We start from the raw sequence: 18,354 nt of genomic DNA on the forward strand, positions 1-18,354 counted from the left end.
AGCGAACCATGGAATTCACTGCCCTGACCGTCAATATCGCCAACCACGTCGCCACCGTCACGCTGAACCGGCCCGACGTGCGCAACGCCTTCAACGAGACCGTGATCGCCGAACTGACCGGCGCCTTCCGCGCGCTGGGCGACATGGACGAGGTACGCGCCATCGTGCTGGCCGGCAACGGCCCGGCCTTCTGCGCCGGCGCCGACCTGAACTGGATGAAGAAGATGGCGGGCTACTCCGACGACCAGAACCGCGCCGATGCGCTGACGCTGGCGCAGATGCTGCACACCATCTGGTCCTGTCCGCGCCCGGTGATTGCGCGCATCCAGGGCGACACCTATGCCGGCGGCATGGGCCTGGTGGCCGCGTGCGATATCGCGGTGGCGGCCGAGCACGCGCATTTCTGCCTGTCCGAGGCGCGCCTGGGCCTGCTGCCCGCCACCATCAGCCCGTACGTGATCCGCGCCATGGGCGAGCAGGCCGCGCGCCGCTATTTCATCACGGCCGAGCGCTTCGACGCGGCCGAGGCGCTGCGCCTGGGCCTGCTGCATGCGGTGGTGCCGGCCGAGGCGCTCGATGCCAAGGTCGCCGAACTGACGGCCGCGCTGGTGGCCAACAGCCCCAACGCCGTGCGCGAGAGCAAGCGGCTGGTGCAGGACATCGCCGGGCGCGTGATCGACAACGACCTGCTGGCGGATACGGCCGACCGCATCGCGAAGATCCGGGCGTCGGAAGAGGGGCGCGAAGGGGTGAAGTCGTTCCTGGAGAAGCGCACGCCGTCGTGGCGGCCGGCTTGAGTTCAAATAAAGGCGGCGCGCGATTGCGTGAAGATGGCGGCACGCTAGCCCCAAGCGCAGCGCTTCTTGCCGGCAACGTTCGCCAAATCCTGCCAAAGCTGCGCTAACGGGGAAAAGCCCGCGCGATTGCCAAGCCGCGGAAGTCGTCCCTACCATGACCCTCCCAATCCGCCCGCGACCCTCGCGCCGGCCGGCCCTGCCGGCAGCGCCGGCGCGGACGGCCAACCAAGGAGGGCTATCTTGGACCACCTGTCCCTTTCCCCAGGCAGCGGCGCGGCCGGCCTCGGCCAGCGCAGCCGCGCCGCTGTCTGGCACCCGTGCACGCGCCTTCGTCCTGACGACGACGCCGTGCCGCTGGCGATCGTGCGCGGCGAAGGCCCGTGGCTGCACGATGCCGACGGCCAGCGCTACTTCGACGCCACCAGTTCCTGGTGGGTCAACCTGTTCGGCCATGCCAACCCGCGCATCAACGCCGCGCTGGCGAGCCAGCTGGAGACGCTCGAGCACGTGATGCTCTCGGGCTGCACGCACGCGCCCGCGGTGGAGCTGGCCGAGCGCCTGTCGGCGCTGACCGGCGGCGCGCTGGGCCATGTCTTCTACGCCTCGGACGGCGCCTCGGCGGTCGAGATCGCGCTGAAGATGAGCTTCCACTACTGGCGCAACACCGGCCTGCCCGCCAAGCGCGAGTTCGTCTGCTTGCGCCACGGCTACCACGGCGAAACCGTGGGCGCGCTCGCCGTGACCGACGTGGAGATTTTCCGCGACGCCTACGACGCGCTGATCCGCCGCGCGCATGTGGTGATGTCGCCCGATGCGCGGCAGGCCCGGCGCGGCGAGTCCGCCGCCGACGTGGCGGCGCGCGCGCTGGCGGAGCTGGAGGCGCTGCTGCGCGAGCGCGCCGGCGCCATTGCCGCGCTGATCGTCGAGCCGCTGGTGCAGGGCGCCGCCGGCATGGCGATGCATGACCCGTCCTACCTGGATGGCGTGCGCGCGCTGTGCGACCGCTACCGCGTCCACCTGATCGCCGACGAGATCGCGGTGGGCTGCGGGCGCACCGGCACCTTCTTCGCGTGGGAGCAGTCGCGCGGCACCGAGGCGCCGCTGCCCGCGCATGCGTGGCCGGATTTCCTGTGCCTGTCCAAGGGCATCAGCGGCGGCTACCTGCCGCTGTCGCTGGTGCTGTCGCGCCCGGAGATCCAGCGCGCCTTCGTCGCCGACGAGCTGGCGCGCAGTTTCCTGCATTCGCACTCGTACACCGGCAACCCGCTTGCCTGCCGCGCGGCGCTGGCCACGTTGGACCTGTTCGCGCAGGACGATGTGCTGGCGCGCAACCGGGAGCGCGCGCAGTGGCTCGCCGACGGCATGGCCGCGCTGGCCGCCGACGCGCGCGTGCGCCATGTGCGCCAGCGTGGCCTGATCTGGGCCGCCGATGTTTGCGACGACGTTGCCGGCGCCGACTTTGCCGCGCGCTTCCACCATGCCGCGCGTGCGCGCGAGCTGCTGGTGCGCCCGATCGGCAATACGCTCTACGTGATGCCGCCCTACGTCTTCGACGCCGCGCAGGCACGCTGGCTGGGCGAACAGATGCTGGCCACGCTCGACGACGTGACCGCGGGCAAGGAGGTACGCCATGCTGCTTGAACAACTGAAGCAGGCCGCCGAACAGCGCCATGCGCTGGCACTGACGCGCCGCCGCCGCATCGCCCACACCGCCTGCGCGCCGCACCAGGCCGTGGGCGAGGACGGGACCGGGCCGGAGTCGCTGCTGACCTTCTGCAGCAACGACTACCTCGGCCTGGCCAGCCACCCGCAGGTCATCGCCGCGCTGGTGGAAGGCGCGCGGCGCTATGGCGCCGGCAGCGGCGCCTCGCACCTGGTCAGCGGCCATTCGCTCGCGCACGCGCAGCTGGAAGCCGAACTGGCACGCTGGTTCGCGCCGTACATCGCGCAGGCGCGCACGCTGTACTTCTGCACCGGCTACATGGCCAACATGGCGGTGCTGACCGCGCTCGGCGCGGCCGGGGCCACGCTGTTCTGCGAGTCGCTCAACCACGCGTCGCTGATCGACGGCGCACGGCTGGCGCGTGCCGACGTGCAGCGCTATCCGCATTGCGACAGCGCTGCGCTGGAGGCGCTGCTCGCGGCCAGCACCAGCGCCCGCAAGCTGATCGTCACCGACAGCGTATTCAGCATGGACGGCAACGTCGCGCCGCTGCGCCAGCTGCTGGCGCTGGCCGAGCGTTATGACGCGTGGATCGTCGTCGACGATGCGCACGGCTTCGGCGTGCTCGGCGAGCAGGGACATGGCGTGCTGGAGGCGCTCGGCCTGTCGTCCGAACGCTTCATCTACATCGGCACGCTCGGCAAGGCGGCCGGCGTGGCGGGCGCCTTTGTCGCCGCGCACGAAACCATCATCGAGCACCTGGTCAACACCGCGCGGCCGTATATCTACACCACCGCCGCGCCGCCCGCCGTCGCGCATGCGCTGCTGGCCAGCCTGGCCATCATCGAAGGCGACGAGGGCCGGCAGCGCCGGGCCCAACTGGCGCGCTGCATCGCGCTGCTGCGCGAGGGCCTGGCCCAGCTGGCCGCCATTGCGGGCTGGACCCTGGGCGACAGCCAGACCGCGGTGCAGCCGCTGATCGTCGGCGACAACGGGGCTGCGCTGGCGCTGTCGGCCACGCTGGAGGCCGACGGCATTCGCGTCGGCGCGATCCGTCCGCCGACCGTGCCGGAGGGCACCGCGCGGCTGCGCATCACGCTGTCGGCGGCGCACACTGAAGCCGACGTGCAGCGCCTGCTCGATGCGCTGGCTGCCGCGGTGGCGCAGCGGGAGGCCGCATGAGCCCGCACGCGCCCGTCCCGCCCATTGCACCGTTCGCCTGCTTTGTCACCGGCACCGATACCGGCATCGGCAAGACCCACGCCAGCGCCACGCTGCTGCATGCGCTCCATGCCGCCGGCTACCGCACCGCCGGCATGAAGCCGGTGGCCAGCGGCAGCGAATGGCGCGACGGCCACTGGCATAACGACGACGTGGCGCAGCTGCGCGCCGCCAGTTCGGTCGCGGTGCCGCTGGGCCAGACCTGCCCGTTCCTGCTGCGCACGCCATGCTCGCCGCACCTGGCCGCCGCGCAGGAAGGCGTGCGCATCACGCGCGCACCGATCCGCGCCGCCTTCGACGCGCTGCGCCGCCAGGCCGACGCCGTGGTGGTGGAGGGCGTGGGCGGCTTCAACGTGCCGCTCGACGCTGGCGCGGTGCGCTGGAACACCGCCGACCTCGCCGTGATGCTGAGCGTGCCGGTGGTGATGGTGGTCGGCATCCGGCTCGGCTGCCTGAACCATGCCGTGCTGACCGCCGAAGCCATCCGCGCGCGCGGCCTGCCGCTGGCCGGCTGGATCGCCAACCGGGTCGACCCGGACATGCTGCTGGCCGACGAGAACATCGCCACGCTGCGCGCATCGCTCGACGCGCCCTGCCTGGGCGAGCTGCCCTGGCAACTGGCGCCCGCCTCCGCCGCGGACCGGCTCGACCTCGCGCCGCTGTTGGCCGCCGCCACTCGTTACCAGGCCGAGGCCGCCGGCCTGGCTGCCTGAACAAAAATTCCATTGATCATGACCCAAGCCCACACCGTTACCACCATCTCCGCCGAATCGCTGCGCCAGACCGCGCGCCAGCATGCCTTGCCCGACGACGCCAAGTGGCGCGTCGATGACGTCGCCGCGCTGTTCGCGCTGCCGTTCAACGACCTGCTGTTCCGCGCCCAGCAGGTGCACCGCGAACACTTCGACGCCAACACCGTGCAGCTGTCGACGCTGCTGTCGATCAAGACCGGCGGCTGCGAAGAGGACTGCGGCTACTGCCCGCAGAGCGCGCACCACGACGCCGGCGTCAAGGCCGAGAAGCTGATGGCGCTGGAAGAAGTGCTGGACGCCGCGCGCGCGGCCAAGGCCAATGGCGCCACGCGCTTCTGCATGGGCGCCGCCTGGCGCAGCCCCAAGGACCGCCACCTGGAGCCGGTGATGGATATGGTGCGCGAAGTCAAGGCGATGGGGCTGGAGACCTGCGTCACGCTGGGCATGCTCAAGGCCGAGCAGGCGCAGCAGCTCAAGGAGGCGGGGCTGGACTACTACAACCACAACCTCGACACCTCGCCCGAGTTCTACGGCAAGATCATCACCACGCGCACTTACCAGGACCGGCTCGACACCATCGGCCACGTGCGCGACGCCGGCATCAACGTCTGCTGCGGCGGCATCGTCGGCATGGGCGAGTCGCGCGAGGCGCGCGCGGGCCTGATCGCGCAGCTGGCCAATATGGACCCGTATCCCGAATCGGTGCCGATCAACAACCTGGTGCAGGTCGAGGGCACGCCGCTGGCCGGCACCGAAGCGCTGGATCCGTTCGAGTTCGTCCGCACCATCGCGGTGGCGCGCATCACCATGCCGCAGGCGATGGTGCGCCTGTCCGCCGGCCGCGAGGCCATGGACGAAGCGCTGCAGGCGCTGTGCTTCATGGCCGGCGCCAATTCGATCTTCTACGGCGAAAAGCTGCTGACCACCGGCAACCCGCAGGCCGACCGCGACCGTGCGCTGCTGGCCCGCCTCGACATCCGCGCCGAGGGCTACGCGGGATGATGTGACAGGAAAGTGCCCGCTGGACGGCGCGCCGCCGTAATATCCCGGTTAGGGGATAACAAGGAGGGCGCATGTTCAACAAGATCCTGATCGCCAACCGCGGAGAAATCGCCTGCCGCGTGGCCGCCACCTGCCGCCGCCTGGGCATCCGCACCGTCGCGGTGTATTCCGATGCCGACGCCGAGGCGCGCCACGTTGCCTTCTGCGACGAGGCCGTGCATATCGGCGGCGCCGCCGCGCGCGACAGCTACCTGCGCGCCGACCATATCATCGAGATGGCGAAGGAGACCGGCGCCCAGGCCATCCACCCGGGCTACGGCTTCCTGTCCGAGAACGAGGCCTTCGCCGAGGCCTGCGCCGCGGCGGGGCTGGTCTTCATCGGCCCGCCTGCCTCCGCCATCCACGCGATGGGCAGCAAGAGCGCGGCCAAGCAGCTGATGGAAAAGGCGGCGGTGCCGCTGGTGCCGGGCTACCACGGCGAGGACCAGGACCCGGCGCTGCTGCGCCGCGAGGCCGACCGCATCGGCTACCCGGTGCTGCTCAAGGCCAGCGCGGGCGGCGGCGGCAAGGGCATGCGCGTGGTCGAGTCCGGCGACGGCTTCGAGGCCGCGCTGGCGTCGGTCAAGCGCGAGGCCAGCGCCAGCTTCGGCGACGACAAGGTGCTGGTGGAGAAGTACCTGACCCGTCCGCGCCATATCGAGATCCAGGTGTTTGCCGATACCCACGGCAACTGCGTCTACCTGTTCGAGCGCGACTGCTCGGTGCAGCGCCGCCACCAGAAGGTGCTGGAGGAAGCGCCGGCGCCGGGCATGACCGAGGAGCGCCGCCGCGCCATGGGCGAGGCGGCGGTGGCCGCGGCCAAGGCGGTTGGCTACGTCGGCGCCGGCACGGTGGAGTTCATCGCCGATTATTCCAACGGCGAGGACGGCTCGTTCTACTTCATGGAGATGAACACCCGCCTGCAGGTGGAGCACCCGGTGACCGAGATGATCACCGGCCAGGACCTGGTCGAATGGCAGCTGCGCGTCGCCGCCGGTGAGCCGCTGCCGCTGGCGCAGGAGCAACTGCGCATCGACGGCCATGCGCTGGAAGCACGCATCTACGCCGAGAATCCCGACAAGCAGTTCCTGCCGTCCACCGGCACGCTGCGCTTCCTGCGCACGCCGCCGGCGGTGCAGTTCATGCGCGGCGAGGATGCCCACGGCCCGGCCGGCGTGCGCATCGATGCCGGCGTGCGCGAGGGCGATACCATCAGCCCGTTCTACGACCCGATGATCGCCAAGCTGATCGTCTGGGGCAAGGACCGCGACGAGGCGCTGGCGCGCATGCGCCAGGCGCTGGCGGCCTATCACGTGGTGGGGCTGTCGACCAACGTGGCCTTCCTGCAGCGGCTGGTCAAGTCGGAGGCGTTCCGCACCGCCGATCTCGACACCGGGCTGATCGCGCGCAACGAGGCGGTCCTGTTCCCGCCGCCCGCGCCGGTCGGCATGGAGCTGATCGCGCTGGCAGTGGCGGCGCTGTTGTATCGCGAGGCGCGCGAATTGCGCATCGATGCCGCCGATCCGCACTCGCCGTGGACCCACGCCGGCGCGTGGCGGCTGAACGGCGGCGTGTCGCGCAGGCTGCGTTTCGGCTATGGCGAGCAGGTGCTCGACGTGAAGCTGGACAGCAATGCGCGTGGCAGCACCCTGATCTACGCCGACCAGGCCGCGCCCTTTGCCTATACCTGCCAGGCCGACGATCTTCGCGTCAACCTCGGCACGCGGCGCACGCACGGGCAGGTGCATGCCGATGGCGATACCTTCCACGTCTTCTACGCCGGGCGGCATGTGAGCCTGGCGTGGCTCGACCCGCTCGCCCACGCGGGGGAGACCGAAAGCGAGGGCGGCAAGCTGACCGCGCCGATGCCGGGCAAGGTCATTGCCGTGCTGGTCGAGGCCGGCAGCACGGTCACGCGCGGCGCGCCGCTGCTGGTGATGGAGGCGATGAAGATGGAGCACACCATCAGCGCGCCGGCCGACGGGGTGGTCAGCGAAATCCTCTACGACGTGGGCGAACAGGTGGCGGAAGGGGCCCAGTTGCTGGCGTTCGAACGGAACTAGGCAGGCAGCCAACGGCATCCGGCGGCGCGCGCCGCGTCACGGCGCGGCGCCGCTCATGACTTTGGGCGGCGCAGGCAAGGCATCCGCCGGTGCGGTCCCGCGCGCGCGACGCCGTGCTCCGCCATGCGCCCCCGCGGCGCATTCCTCTGCCAAAATAGCCCTTTGCACCACCAGAGTCGCTGGAGACATCATGAAGTTGCAGTTGTACGTTCCCGATGGCCGTTACGATCCCTGGATCGAAGGTTTTGCCCAGGCGCTGCCCGAAGCCACCTGCGTGACCTGGGACGACAGCCGCGGCGAATCCGCCGATTACGCCGTGGTCTGGCGCCCGCCGGTCGAGATGCTGCGCGGCCGCACCGACCTGAAGGCGGTGTTCAACCTGGGTGCCGGGGTCGATGGCATCCTGCGCCTGCGCGACGAAGATCCGCAGGCGCTGCCGGCCGGCGTGCCGATCGTGCGGCTGGACGACGCCGGCATGGCGGCGCAGATGGCCGAGTACGTCACCTCGGCCGTGCTGCGCTATTTCCGCCGGCTGGACGACTACGCCGCCCAGGCGCAGGCCGGCAAGTGGAAATTCCTCAAGCCGCACCGCCGCGCGGATTTCACCATCGGCGTGATGGGGGTCGGCACGCTCGGCACGCATATCGCCCGCACGCTGGCCGGCTTCGGCTTCCCGGTGCGCGGCTGGAGCCGCAGCGCGCGCGCCGTCGAGGGCGTGGTGGGGTTCCATGGCGATGCCGGCCGCGCGCCGTTCCTGGACGGCCTGCGCGTGCTGGTCAATGTGCTGCCGCTGACGCCGCAGACCGAGAGCATCCTGAACGGCGAACTGTTCGGCAAGCTGGCGCAGGGTGCCTACGTGATCAATGTCGCGCGCGGCCAGCACCTGGTCGAAGCCGACCTGCTCGCGGCGGTGCAGGCCGGCCAGGTCGCGGGCGCCACGCTGGACGTGTTCCGCACCGAGCCGCTGCCATCCGACCACCCGTTCTGGCAGGAGCCGCGCATCACCATTACCCCGCATATCTCGGCGCTGACGCTGCGCGAGGACAGCATCGCGCAGATCGCCGGCAAGATCCGCGCGCTGCGCGCCGGCCAGCCGATCGCTGGCGTGGTCGACCTGCAGCGCGGCTACTGACCCGCCATACCCGCCCCATACCCCACCGGATAAACGACAGGAGACAGCCATGACCATGCCTAACTACGTGAAGATCGTTGAAGTGGGCCCGCGCGACGGCCTGCAGAACGAGAAGGCAATGGTGCCGACGGACGTGAAGGTCGCGCTGATCAACCAGCTGACCGACGCCGGCTTCGTCAATATCGAGGCCGCCTCGTTCGTGTCGCCCAAATGGGTGCCGCAGATGGCCGACGGCGCCGACGTGATGGCGCGCATCCAGCGCCGCGCCGGCACGCTGTATTCGGCGCTGACGCCCAACATGAAAGGCTTCGAGGGCGCGATCGCGGCCGGCGCCGACGAGGTGGTGATCTTCGGCGCGGCCAGCGAGGCGTTCTCGCAGAAGAACATCAACTGCTCGATCGCCGAGTCGATCGCGCGCTTCGCGCCGGTAGCGGCGGCGGCCAAGGAGCAGGGCGTGCGCCTGCGCGGCAGCATCTCGTGCGCGCTCGGCTGCCCGTACCAGGGCGAGGTGCCGGTCAGCTCGGTGGTCGACGTGGTGCGGCGCATGCGCGAACTGGGCTGTGACGAGATCGACATCGCCGACACCATCGGCGTGGGCACGCCAGTGCGCGTGCAGGAAGTGATGCGCGCCGCGGCGGCGGAGTTTGCGCTGGACCGGATCTCCGGCCATTTCCACGACACCTACGGCCAGGCCCTGTCCAACATCCTGGCCAGCCTGGAAGTGGGCGTCGCGATCTTCCATGCCTCGGTCGCGGGCCTGGGCGGCTGCCCCTATGCCAAGGGCGCCACCGGCAACGTCGCCACCGAAGACGTGCTCTACATGCTGCATGGCATGGGCATCCACACCGGCATCGACCTGGAAGCGGTGGTGCGCGCCGGCGACTACATCTCGCAGGCGATCGGACGCGCCAACAGTTCGCGCGTGGGCCGCGCCCTGCTGACCAAATGGGCCGCCGCCAGCGACGCGGCGCCGGCCTGCGTGTAAAGCGCGGCGGCAAACAGGAGAACGCATGACGATGCCTGATGAAGCGCTGCCAGAGTCCGCGCAGCGCGTGGCCGAACTGCTGGCCGGTCTGGGCCACGACCGGCCCGTGGTGATGCTGCCGGCGACCGGCAGGACCTCGGCCGAGGCTGCCGCCGGGCTGGGCTGCAGCGTGGCCGAAATCGCCAAGTCCATCATTTTCCGCCGCGTCGCCGACGATGCGCCGGTGCTGGTGATCGCCAGCGGCAGCAACCGCGTCGACGAGGCCAAGGTGGCCGCGCGCGTGGGCGCGCTGGGCAAGGCCGACGCGCGCTTCGTGCGCGAGAAGACCGGCTATGCCATCGGCGGCGTCTGCCCGATCGGCCATGCGGTGGCGCCGGTGATGCTGCTGGACCAGGACCTGTTCCGCTATGACAGCCTGTGGGCCGCGGCCGGCCATCCGCACGCGGTGTTCAACCTGACCCCGCACCAGCTGCAACAGATGACCGGGGCCGAAGTGGCCGATGTCGCGCTCGCGGCCATGCCCGGAGCCGCGGCATGAGCCCGGACCTGCGCCCCGGCCTGGCGTTCACCTGGCAATACACGGTGCCGCCCAAGGCCACGGTGCCGCGCCTGTATGACGATATCGCGGGGTGCGCCGAGATGCCCGACGTGCTGGCCACCGGCTACCTGGTCGGCATCATGGAGTGCGCCTGTCTGCAGATGCTGCGCGAGCACCTGGACTGGCCGCGCGAGCAGTCGCTCGGCACGCTGGTCAGTTTCTCGCACCTGGCGCCGACGCCGCCGGGCATGACGGTAACGGTCAGGGGCGAGCTGGTCGAGGTGGACGGGCGCCGCCTGCGCTTCCAGCTGAGCGCGTGGGACGGCGAGGACAAGATCTCCGAGGGCGTGCACGAGCGCCACCTCATCGACGCCGGCCGCTTCAACCAGAAGGTCGCGGCCAAGGCCGCGCGCGCGGCGGCCTGAGTGGCGAGCGCGCGCAACGCCATGGCTACGATGCCCCGCTCGCCCGGTGCGCTCGCCGCGGAATTGGCCAGGCAGGCCGACGCCGCGATGCAAGCCACCCCGGTGCCGTCGCCGTGCCGCAACGTCTGCCGCATGGACCCGTCGAGCGGCTATTGCGAGGGCTGCCTGCGCACCATCGAAGAGATTGCCGGCTGGTCGTCGGCCGGCGACGAGGACAAGCGCCGCATCTGGGCGCAGCTGCCGCGGCGCGCCGCATGGCTGGCGGGCGAGGAGGCATCGTCGTGAGCGAAAGCACCGTGCCGCGCTTGCCGGCCACCATGCGCGTGTTCGAGCGTGGCTGGCTGTCGGCCAACAACATCCTGTTTGCGGAAGGCGACGATACCGCGCTGGTCGACACCGGCTACGTCACCCACGCGCCGCAGACGGTGGCGCTGGTGGCCTCGGCGCTGCAGGGCCGGCCGCTGGCACGCGTGATCAATACCCATCTGCACTCGGACCACTGCGGCGGCAATGCCGCGCTGCAGGCACGCTGGCAGCCGCGCACCGCGATCCCCGCGGCCGAGGCCGGGGCCGTGGCGGCGTGGGATACCGATGCGCTCAGCTACAAGGCCACCGGCCAGCAGTGCGACCGCTTTACCTTCGACAGCGTGCTCAACGACGGCGACACGCTGCGCCTGGGCGGCATCGACTGGCAGGTGGTGGCGGCCCCCGGCCATGACCCGCACGCGGTGATGCTGTTTGCGCCCGCCGAGCGCATCCTGATTTCTGGCGATGCGCTGTGGCAGAACGGTTTCGGCGTGATCTTTCCGGAACTGGAGGGCGAGAGCGGCTTCGCCGAACAGGCGGCCGTGCTGGCGCGCATCGCGCAGCTCGACGTGCGCGTGGTGATCCCCGGCCACGGCAGCGTGTTCACCGACGTCGCCGCGGCGGTCGAACGCGCGCAGGGACGCCTGGCGTACCTGAGCGCCGACCCGGCGCGCAATGCCGCGCATGCGGTCAAGGTGCTGGTGAAATTCAAGCTGCTGGAAGCGCAGCGGATGACGCTGGCGGCATTGGCCGCGTGGATGGAGGCGGCGCCGCTGATGGCCCACATGCGCGAGCGCTTTATGCCGGGGCAGCAGATGGCGGAGATCTGCGCGCAGACGGTGGGGGCGCTGGCGCGGGTGGGGGCGGCGCAGGTCGAGGGGGAGTGGGTGGTGAATCGGGATTGATTGCCCGCCGATGCCGCGCTTCATGGCGAGGGATCCGTCGCTCCTGCTGGTTTGCTCCCTCTCCCGCGCGCGGGAGAGGGAGCACACAAGCGGGATGCGTGGCCTCGCGGCAGGCCGGTCAGAACGACGTCCTGAACCCCACCTTCACACTCCTGCCCGCCAGCGGCGCGATATCCCGCAGGATCGATGCCGAGTTGCGCGCGTCCTGGTTGGTCAGGTTGTCGCCGCGCAGGTACACCAGCGTTTGCGTGCCCGCCACCTTGAACTTGTAGGTCAGCGCCAGGCTCAGCAGCGTGTAGGCATCGGTAGGCGTGTCGTTGGACGGCACGCGCGTCTGCTTGGCCGCGTAGGTGACATCGACGCGCGCGCCCCAGGGCCCGGCGCCATACACCAGCGCGCCGCCCAGGCGCAGCGGCGCCAGCCGCGGCAGTGGTTCGCCGGTGTCGCGGTTTTCGCCGCGCACGTAGTCGGCGCGTGCCTCGAAGTCCAGCGTGTCGCTGCTGGTCAGCATCTTCTGCAGCAGGCGCGTCTTGCCTTCGGCCTCGAAGCCGTACAGCGTCGCCGGCACGCCCAGGTACTGGAATTCGGGCAGCGCATCCGGGCTGCCGACCGCGACCACGTCGCCGGCCTCGTCGCGTGCGCGGCCGGTGGCGCTGAGCGCGAGGTAGTTGGCAAAGCGGCTGTAGTAGCCCGACACGCCGGCGCTGTGCGCGCCTGACTTGAAGCGCACGCCCAGGTCGATCGAGGTCGCGCGCTCCTTGTTGGCGTTGGGGTTGCCCACTTCCCAGGCGCCGGTGGCGACATGGGGGCCGTTGGCGTACAGCTCGTAGAAGGTCGGCGCGCGTTCCGTGTAGGACAGGTTGCTGGTCAGCGACCACGCCGGGTTCATCTTGTACAGCAGGCCGGCCGAGGCGCTGGTGGCGTTGAAGCTGCGGCTGGCGTCGGCGAAGCGGTCGTTGCCGTTGGCGCTGGCCTTGACGCTGCTGTGGTCGAGCCGGCCGCCGAAGTTCAGCTTCAGGTCGCCGCCGGCGGTCAGGGGCAGTTCCTCGAATACGAACAGCGCGGCATTGTCGGTGTTGGTGCTGGGCACGAAGGCCTCCTCGCCCAGCGCCGAGAAGTTGGTGTGGCCAAACTGCGTGCCGACCACGCCGGTCAGGTTGCCGATCTTGGCGTGCCGGGCCTCGAAGCGCGCATCCCAGCCGCGGTTCTTGAAGATCGTGCCGGTTTCGCCGTCCTCGATTTCGCGGTGCTCGTAGTCGGTGAAGCTGACCTTGCCCTTGACCGACTCGAGCCAGCCGCCGGTGTTGCCGGCCAGGTTGCGCGCCTCGCCTTCCAGCGCGAAGCGGTCCTGCTTCATCTTCAGCCGCACCGCGTCCTCGGCGGGCGTGCCGTAGTCGTTGCGGTAGGCGCTGTAGTTGGCGCCGAGGAAGCCATCGGCCCAGGTGTAGGAACCGCCCAGCGAGCCGCCCTGCTGGTCGGCGCTGGTATTGGGCAGGCGCCCGTAGGGCTCGGCCTCGCCTTCGGGCAGCGGCTCGGCGTTGCGCAGGCGGTCGCTGCGCGCGTAGCCGGGGATGCGCAGGTCGCTGGTCTTGCGCGCGAAGGCGTCGGCGTGGACGGCAAACTTGCCGTTGCCTGCCTCGATCAACGCGCTGGCGTTGCGGGCCTGGTCGCCGCCGGCGGTGGCGCTGGCATCGACCGCGCCACCTACGCCTTCGATCGGCTCCTTGGGGATGCGGTTGTCGATCACGTTGACCACGCCGCCGATGGCATTGCCGCCGTACATCAGCGCCGCCGGGCCGCGCACGACTTCGATGCGCTCGGCCACCAGCGGATCCACCGGCACGGCGTGGTCGTAAGACAGCGTGGACGCGTCGACCGTGGTGCCGCCGTTCTGCAGCACCTTGATGCGGTCGCCGTCGAGCCCGCGGATCACCGGCCGGCTGGCGTTGGGGCCGAAGTAGGTGGACGATACCCCGGGCAGCTTGTCGAGGGTCTCGCCCAGCGTGCTGGCCTGGCGCACCGCCAGCGCGTCGCCGCCCAGTGTGGAGACCGGCGCCACCATGTCGTTCAGGTCGCTGCCCAGCGGGTTGGCGGTGACCACGACTTCGCGCAGCGTGGCCCCGGCCGGGGTGGCTGGAGCGGCGGCGGGAGCGGCATCGGCGGCCGGCGCCGCGGCGGTTTGCGCGAGCGCGGCGGGCGCTGCGAAAGCGGCGGCCAGCGTGGCGGTCAGGGAGGCGGCAAGCGCCGCCAGCGGGGTCAGGCGCGGGGCGGCAGGCTGGGTGTAACGGCGGGCGGTGTAACGGTTCTTCGACATGGCGCGCGGAGCAATGCAGTGGCGATCGGCCCGGCTGGCACGGCGGCGTCCGGCCAGGCACGGCGCGCCCGCGAGGGGCGTGGCGGCGCGGCCGGAAGGGCGCGTGTTCAGCTCGGAATGCGTAAGACGGCGGGTGCGCGGCGCTGGCCGCGTCCCGGATCAGGCGAGGGCGATGGCCGGCGCCGGCGGCGCGCGCGACTGGAACGGATGAGAAGAGGGCAGGTCGGGCCAGCGCCAGGCCAGGCTGGCCGGCTTGACCGGCTTGCCGAAGGCAAGCTGCAACGGCGGCAGCTTGCCGCAATGCGTGTCGGCGACGGTGGCGCCATCGAACAGCACGCACGAGTGCCCGCTGAAGGCCTGCGCCAGCGGGTGCGGGTCAGTGTCGGACGCGGCGGTGGTGTCGGCAACCGCCGGGGCGCCAGCCGGTGCCAGCAGGCCGCCGTGGACGATACGGTGGGTCAGTCCGGCATGCTGGGCCAGCAGCAGGCACAGCGCCAGCCACAGCGCGGACCAGAGGCCCGGGCCGTGCGCGCGCAGGCGGGCGAACCAGTCAGTGCGCATGGGGATGGCGGCCCGGATGGCCGTGATCGTCGGCGGGATCGCCGCAGCCGCAGTCGTCGCCATGGCTGTGATCGTGGCCGTGATCGTGATCGTCGTCGAAATCATCGACCCAGGCCGGGAACGGGTCCGGATACGCGGCCCAGGCCTCCACCCCGGCGGCGATCTCGGCATCGCTCAGCAGGCAGGCGTCGAGACGGGCCTGGAGCGCGGCATGGTCCAGGTCCAGGCCGATCAGCACCAGTTCCTGGCGGCGGTCGCCGAATGGCGCCGGGGCGCCGCCGTCATGCATGTCGGCTTCGACTTCCGCGCGCTCGGCGGCGTCGGCCGGCCATTCGGCCGGGTCCAGCGCCGCCCACCAGGCGCCGGCGCCGCCATGGCGGCAGACGCCGCCGGACTGGTTCCAGTCGCCCGCGGTCTCCATGCGGCTCGCCAGCCAGAACAGGCCTTTGGAGCGCAGCACGCTGCCGTGCTCGCGCAGCCATTCGGTATGGATCAGGTTGGCGAAGCGTTGCGGGTGGAACGGGCGGCGGCGGCGGTAGACCAGCGTGGAGACGCCGCTGGCGGCGTCCGCCGCGGGCGCCTCGCCACGCAGCGCGGCGAGCCAGCCGGCGCCATCGGCGGCGGCTTCGAAATCAAAGCGGCCGGTGCCCTGCACGCGTCCGGGCGGCACCTTGCCGAAGCTGGCCTCGACGATGTCGGCGCGCGGGTTCAGCGCCTGCAGTGCTGCGCGCAGCCGCGCCAGCTCGGCGGCGCCGACGAGGTCGGCCTTGTTCAGCACGATCACGTCGCAGCCTTCGATCTGCGCCACCAGCACTTCGGCCACGGTGCGGTCGTCGTCCTGGTCGTGCGCCAGGCCACGGTCGGCGAGGAACTCGGCTTCGTTGAGGTCGCGCAGCACGGTGGCGGCATCGACCACGGTCACCAGCGTATCGGGCTGCACGGCCGCGTCGGGCCCCGCGCCATGCTCGGCCTCGAACAGGAAGCCTTCGGCGATCGCCAGCGGCTCGTCCAGGCCGTCGGCCTCGACCAGCAGCGCGTCGAAACGGCCCGTGGCGGCCAGCCTTGCGGCTTCGGCGAGCAGCGGCTCGCCCCACGGCAGCAGCGTGGCCTCGCAACCGGGCGGCACGGGCGCCAGTGCTTGCCCGTCCTGCGCGCCGCAGACCAGCACGCCGACACGCCCGCCGGCGCCATGCGCGAGCAGGTGGTTCAGCAGCGAGGTCTTGCCGGCGCCGGCAAAACCGGACAGCACGGTGACGGGCAGGCGATCAGCCATGGCAGCAGCAGGGAATGTGGAGGAGGCAACGCAGCGCGCAAAGGTCGCGGGCGCGTTGTTGCAACAAGGTTGCGAATTTACCAGAAAGGCCGCGGCGGCAACAGCCGGATGATTCTCAATGTCAGGCCGTGGTCCTGGCGCGACAAGGGCTGGTGCGCGGCCCAAAAAACAAACGGCCCGGATACCCGGGCCGTCATGTTGCGCAGGCTGCGCCGGCTGGCCGGCGCGCCGTGCTTCAGTCGCCGAACAGCTTCTGGCGCAGTTCGCGGCGTTGCTGCGCTTCCAGCGACAGCGTCGCGGTGGGGCGCGCCAGCAGGCGCGGCACGCCGATCGGCTCGCCGGTTTCTTCGCACCAGCCGTAGTCGCCGGACTCGATGCGCTGCAGCGACTGTTCGACCTTCTTCAGCAGCTTGCGCTCGCGGTCGCGCGTGCGCAGTTCCAGCGCGTGTTCTTCCTCGATGGTGGCGCGGTCGGCCGGGTCCGGCACGATCACGGTTTCGCGCAGGTGCTCCGTGGTCTGGTCAGCGTTCTTCAGGATTTCGTCGCGCAGCTGTTCAAGGCGGTGCTTGAAGAAGGCGAGCTGCGCTTCGTTCATGTAATCCTTGTCGCTCATCTTCAGGATTTCAGCTTCAGTCAGAAGTTTGTTGCTGCTCATGGTTGCTGCTGATTCTCTTGTTGATGCGGCCGGCGGCGTCTCAGTCCGCGCGGGTGCGCTGTCCGCGCGCTTGCGCGCCACGGTTGTTTCACTCTGGCTGGCTGCAGTCTTGCTGCTTCGCGGGCCTCCCTTCCTTGCGCCCGCTTCGGCGTTCGCCGTACTGCCGCGGGGAGCGGGCGCGGCCTTCACAGGCTGCGCCTTGAGCGTCTCTGCCGCTGCACTACCAGTCTTGCTGCGGCTTTCTTTGGTCTTCGTTGCGGCTGTCATGGGGACACCTCTCTCTCGCGTCAGTCAGTGACGGCGCGCGTCGGGGTACCCCAAGCGGAACAGGCGGTCTCCGCACGAAGCACTGCGACCGCACCTGCTGGCGGCCTGCCTCATGCTGACGACAACCGCCGCCCTGCAAGTCCACCGGCAAGCGGTGGACCGGACACCGGCGGCGGGAAAAAGGTGCGCCACCGGTATCAAATCCGGCCTATTGTACTTGAACAAATTTTTCGGAGATATGGGGAAAACCGGCTGGCGCTTCGGTATTTCCCCGGTACCCCGAACGGGGGGCAGCCGCGCGGCGGTGTCGGAAGGGATGCCGCCCATGGGACGGCAGGCGCACTCAGGCCAGGCAGTTCTCCAGGCCTTTGAGGATGGCGTCGCGGGGCAGGTCCACGCCGATGAACACCATGCGCGTGCCCGGGGTTTCGTCTTCCCACTTGGCACCGATGTCGCTGCCCATCAGCTGGTGAACGCCCTGGAACACCACTTTGCGGTCCACCCCCTCCATATATAGTACGCCCTTGTAGCGCAACAGTTTTTCCCCGTAAACCGCGAGGATTCCGGACAGGAATTCTTCCAGCTTGCCGTAGTGGAACGGCTTGTCGCTGCGGAACACGAACGACGCGATGCGGTCGGTGTGATGATGGTGGTGATGGTGGTCGTGCGCATGGCCGTGGGCGTGCCCATGGTCGTGGCCGTGATCATGGCCGCAGTCGGCGCCGCAATGCTCGCCGTGTTCGTGGTCATGGTCGTGGTCGTGATCGTGTTCCTCGGCGCGCAGGAATTCGGGGTCGATCTCGAGCTTGGCGTTCAGGTTGAAGCCGCGCAGGTCGAAGATGGTGTCGATCGGGGCCTCGCCGAAATTAACCAGGCGGATCGGCGCGCGCGGGTTCATATGCAGCAGGCGGTGGCGCAGCTCGGCCACGTCGCCTTCGCTGACCAGGTCGGACTTGGTGATGAAGATGGCATCGGCAAAGCCGACCTGGCGCTGCGCCTCTTCCTGCTGGTCCAGCTGCAGGTGGGCATGCTTGGCGTCGACCAGCGTGATCACTGCGTCTAGCAGGTAGCGCGAGGCGATTTCCTCGTCCATGAAAAAGGTCTGCGCCACCGGGCCCGGGTTGGCCACGCCGGTGGTCTCGATCACCACGCGGTCGAAGTCGATCTCGCCGGCGTCGCGGCGCGTCAGCAGCGTCGACAGCGCCTGCACCAGGTCACCGCGGATGGTGCAGCAGATGCAGCCGTTGCTCATCTGCACGATCTGCTCGCGGCCATCCTGTACCAGGATCTCGTTGTCGATGTTCTCTTCGCCGAACTCGTTCTCGATCACGGCGATCTTCATGCCGTGCTGCTCGTTCAGGATGCGCTTGAGCAGGGTGGTCTTGCCGCTGCCGAGGAAGCCGGTCAGGATCGTGACCGGAATCAGTTTGGACATTGTTGGTTCTCCGGGAAATGA

Annotated in this window: 17 protein-coding genes; 12 read left to right on the top strand and 5 right to left on the bottom strand. The window is 70.1% G+C overall.

Translation table 11 applies throughout. The features are described from left to right. Positions 1–8: 8 nt before the first annotated feature. The 12 genes from CBM2588_RS02000 to CBM2588_RS02055 all read left to right on the top strand — a co-directional run bounded on the left by CBM2588_RS02000 (position 9) and on the right by CBM2588_RS02055 (position 11,828). Entirely contained in the window at positions 9–797 is a 789-nt protein-coding gene (locus CBM2588_RS02000) for an enoyl-CoA hydratase/isomerase family protein (protein ID WP_115679135.1), read from the top strand. 240 nt (positions 798–1,037) lie between these two features. Next, complete coding sequence (bioA, locus tag CBM2588_RS02005; protein WP_115679136.1) at positions 1,038–2,438, top strand: adenosylmethionine--8-amino-7-oxononanoate transaminase; 1,401 nt, start codon at positions 1,038–1,040, stop codon at positions 2,436–2,438. Further along, positions 2,428–3,642: an 8-amino-7-oxononanoate synthase gene (bioF, locus tag CBM2588_RS02010; protein WP_115679137.1), complete on the top strand. Its 1,215-nt coding sequence runs from the start codon at positions 2,428–2,430 to the stop codon at positions 3,640–3,642. Before bioA ends, bioF begins: the two co-directional genes overlap by 11 nt. Further along, positions 3,639–4,394, top strand: coding sequence for a dethiobiotin synthase (gene bioD, locus CBM2588_RS02015; protein ID WP_115679138.1), 756 nt, complete (start codon positions 3,639–3,641; stop codon positions 4,392–4,394). Before bioF ends, bioD begins: the two co-directional genes overlap by 4 nt. An 18-nt stretch (positions 4,395–4,412) precedes the next feature. Beyond that, entirely contained in the window at positions 4,413–5,435 is a 1,023-nt protein-coding gene (bioB, locus tag CBM2588_RS02020; protein ID WP_092318330.1) for a biotin synthase BioB, read from the top strand. A gap of 71 nt (positions 5,436–5,506) precedes the next feature. Continuing rightward, on the top strand, positions 5,507–7,537 hold the full coding sequence (locus CBM2588_RS02025; protein WP_115679139.1) for an acetyl/propionyl/methylcrotonyl-CoA carboxylase subunit alpha: 2,031 nt from the start codon (positions 5,507–5,509) through the stop codon (positions 7,535–7,537). Between the two features lie 190 nt (positions 7,538–7,727). Continuing rightward, a complete protein-coding gene (locus CBM2588_RS02030) occupies positions 7,728–8,669 on the top strand; it encodes a 2-hydroxyacid dehydrogenase (RefSeq protein WP_115679140.1) in 942 nt (313 codons plus the stop codon). Between the two features lie 49 nt (positions 8,670–8,718). Continuing rightward, positions 8,719–9,654 (top strand): hydroxymethylglutaryl-CoA lyase, encoded by a 936-nt coding sequence (locus CBM2588_RS02035; protein WP_115679141.1) that lies wholly within the window; start codon positions 8,719–8,721, stop codon positions 9,652–9,654. A gap of 25 nt (positions 9,655–9,679) precedes the next feature. After that, on the top strand, positions 9,680–10,192 hold the full coding sequence (locus CBM2588_RS02040) for a YbaK/EbsC family protein (RefSeq protein WP_115679142.1): 513 nt from the start codon (positions 9,680–9,682) through the stop codon (positions 10,190–10,192). Further along, complete coding sequence (locus CBM2588_RS02045; protein WP_115679143.1) at positions 10,189–10,617, top strand: thioesterase family protein; 429 nt, start codon at positions 10,189–10,191, stop codon at positions 10,615–10,617. The genes CBM2588_RS02040 and CBM2588_RS02045 overlap by 4 nt, the downstream gene beginning before the upstream one ends. A gap of 21 nt (positions 10,618–10,638) precedes the next feature. Next, positions 10,639–10,902, top strand: a complete 264-nt coding sequence (locus CBM2588_RS02050) for a DUF1289 domain-containing protein (RefSeq protein ID WP_115681362.1) — start codon at positions 10,639–10,641, stop codon at positions 10,900–10,902. Beyond that, positions 10,872–11,828 carry an MBL fold metallo-hydrolase gene (locus CBM2588_RS02055; RefSeq protein WP_115679144.1) on the top strand — a complete coding sequence of 319 codons (957 nt, stop codon included), beginning with the start codon at positions 10,872–10,874 and terminating at the stop codon, positions 11,826–11,828. Before CBM2588_RS02050 ends, CBM2588_RS02055 begins: the two co-directional genes overlap by 31 nt. Positions 11,829–11,946: 118 nt before the next feature. Here the strand turns inward: CBM2588_RS02055 and CBM2588_RS02060 are convergent, their stop codons facing one another. From CBM2588_RS02060 to CBM2588_RS02080, 5 genes are all read right to left on the bottom strand, one after another. Continuing rightward, entirely contained in the window at positions 11,947–14,142 is a 2,196-nt protein-coding gene (locus CBM2588_RS02060; RefSeq protein WP_115679145.1) for a TonB-dependent receptor, read from the bottom strand. 159 nt (positions 14,143–14,301) lie between these two features. Continuing rightward, the gene (locus tag CBM2588_RS02065) at positions 14,302–14,703 is read right to left on the bottom strand and encodes a hypothetical protein (protein WP_115679146.1); all 402 of its coding nucleotides are present in this window, start codon (positions 14,701–14,703) and stop codon (positions 14,302–14,304) included. After that, positions 14,693–15,976, bottom strand: coding sequence for a GTP-binding protein (locus CBM2588_RS02070; protein WP_115679147.1), 1,284 nt, complete (start codon positions 15,974–15,976; stop codon positions 14,693–14,695). Before CBM2588_RS02070 ends, CBM2588_RS02065 begins: the two co-directional genes overlap by 11 nt. A gap of 235 nt (positions 15,977–16,211) precedes the next feature. Next, positions 16,212–16,631, bottom strand: a complete 420-nt coding sequence (dksA, locus tag CBM2588_RS02075) for an RNA polymerase-binding protein DksA (protein WP_010813282.1) — start codon at positions 16,629–16,631, stop codon at positions 16,212–16,214. Positions 16,632–17,241: 610 nt separating this feature from the next. Next, the gene (locus CBM2588_RS02080; protein WP_115679148.1) at positions 17,242–18,333 is read right to left on the bottom strand and encodes a CobW family GTP-binding protein; all 1,092 of its coding nucleotides are present in this window, start codon (positions 18,331–18,333) and stop codon (positions 17,242–17,244) included. Positions 18,334–18,354: the final 21 nt, after the last annotated feature.

This window comes from Cupriavidus taiwanensis (assembly GCF_900250075.1).
Classification (GTDB): domain Bacteria; phylum Pseudomonadota; class Gammaproteobacteria; order Burkholderiales; family Burkholderiaceae; genus Cupriavidus; species Cupriavidus taiwanensis_C.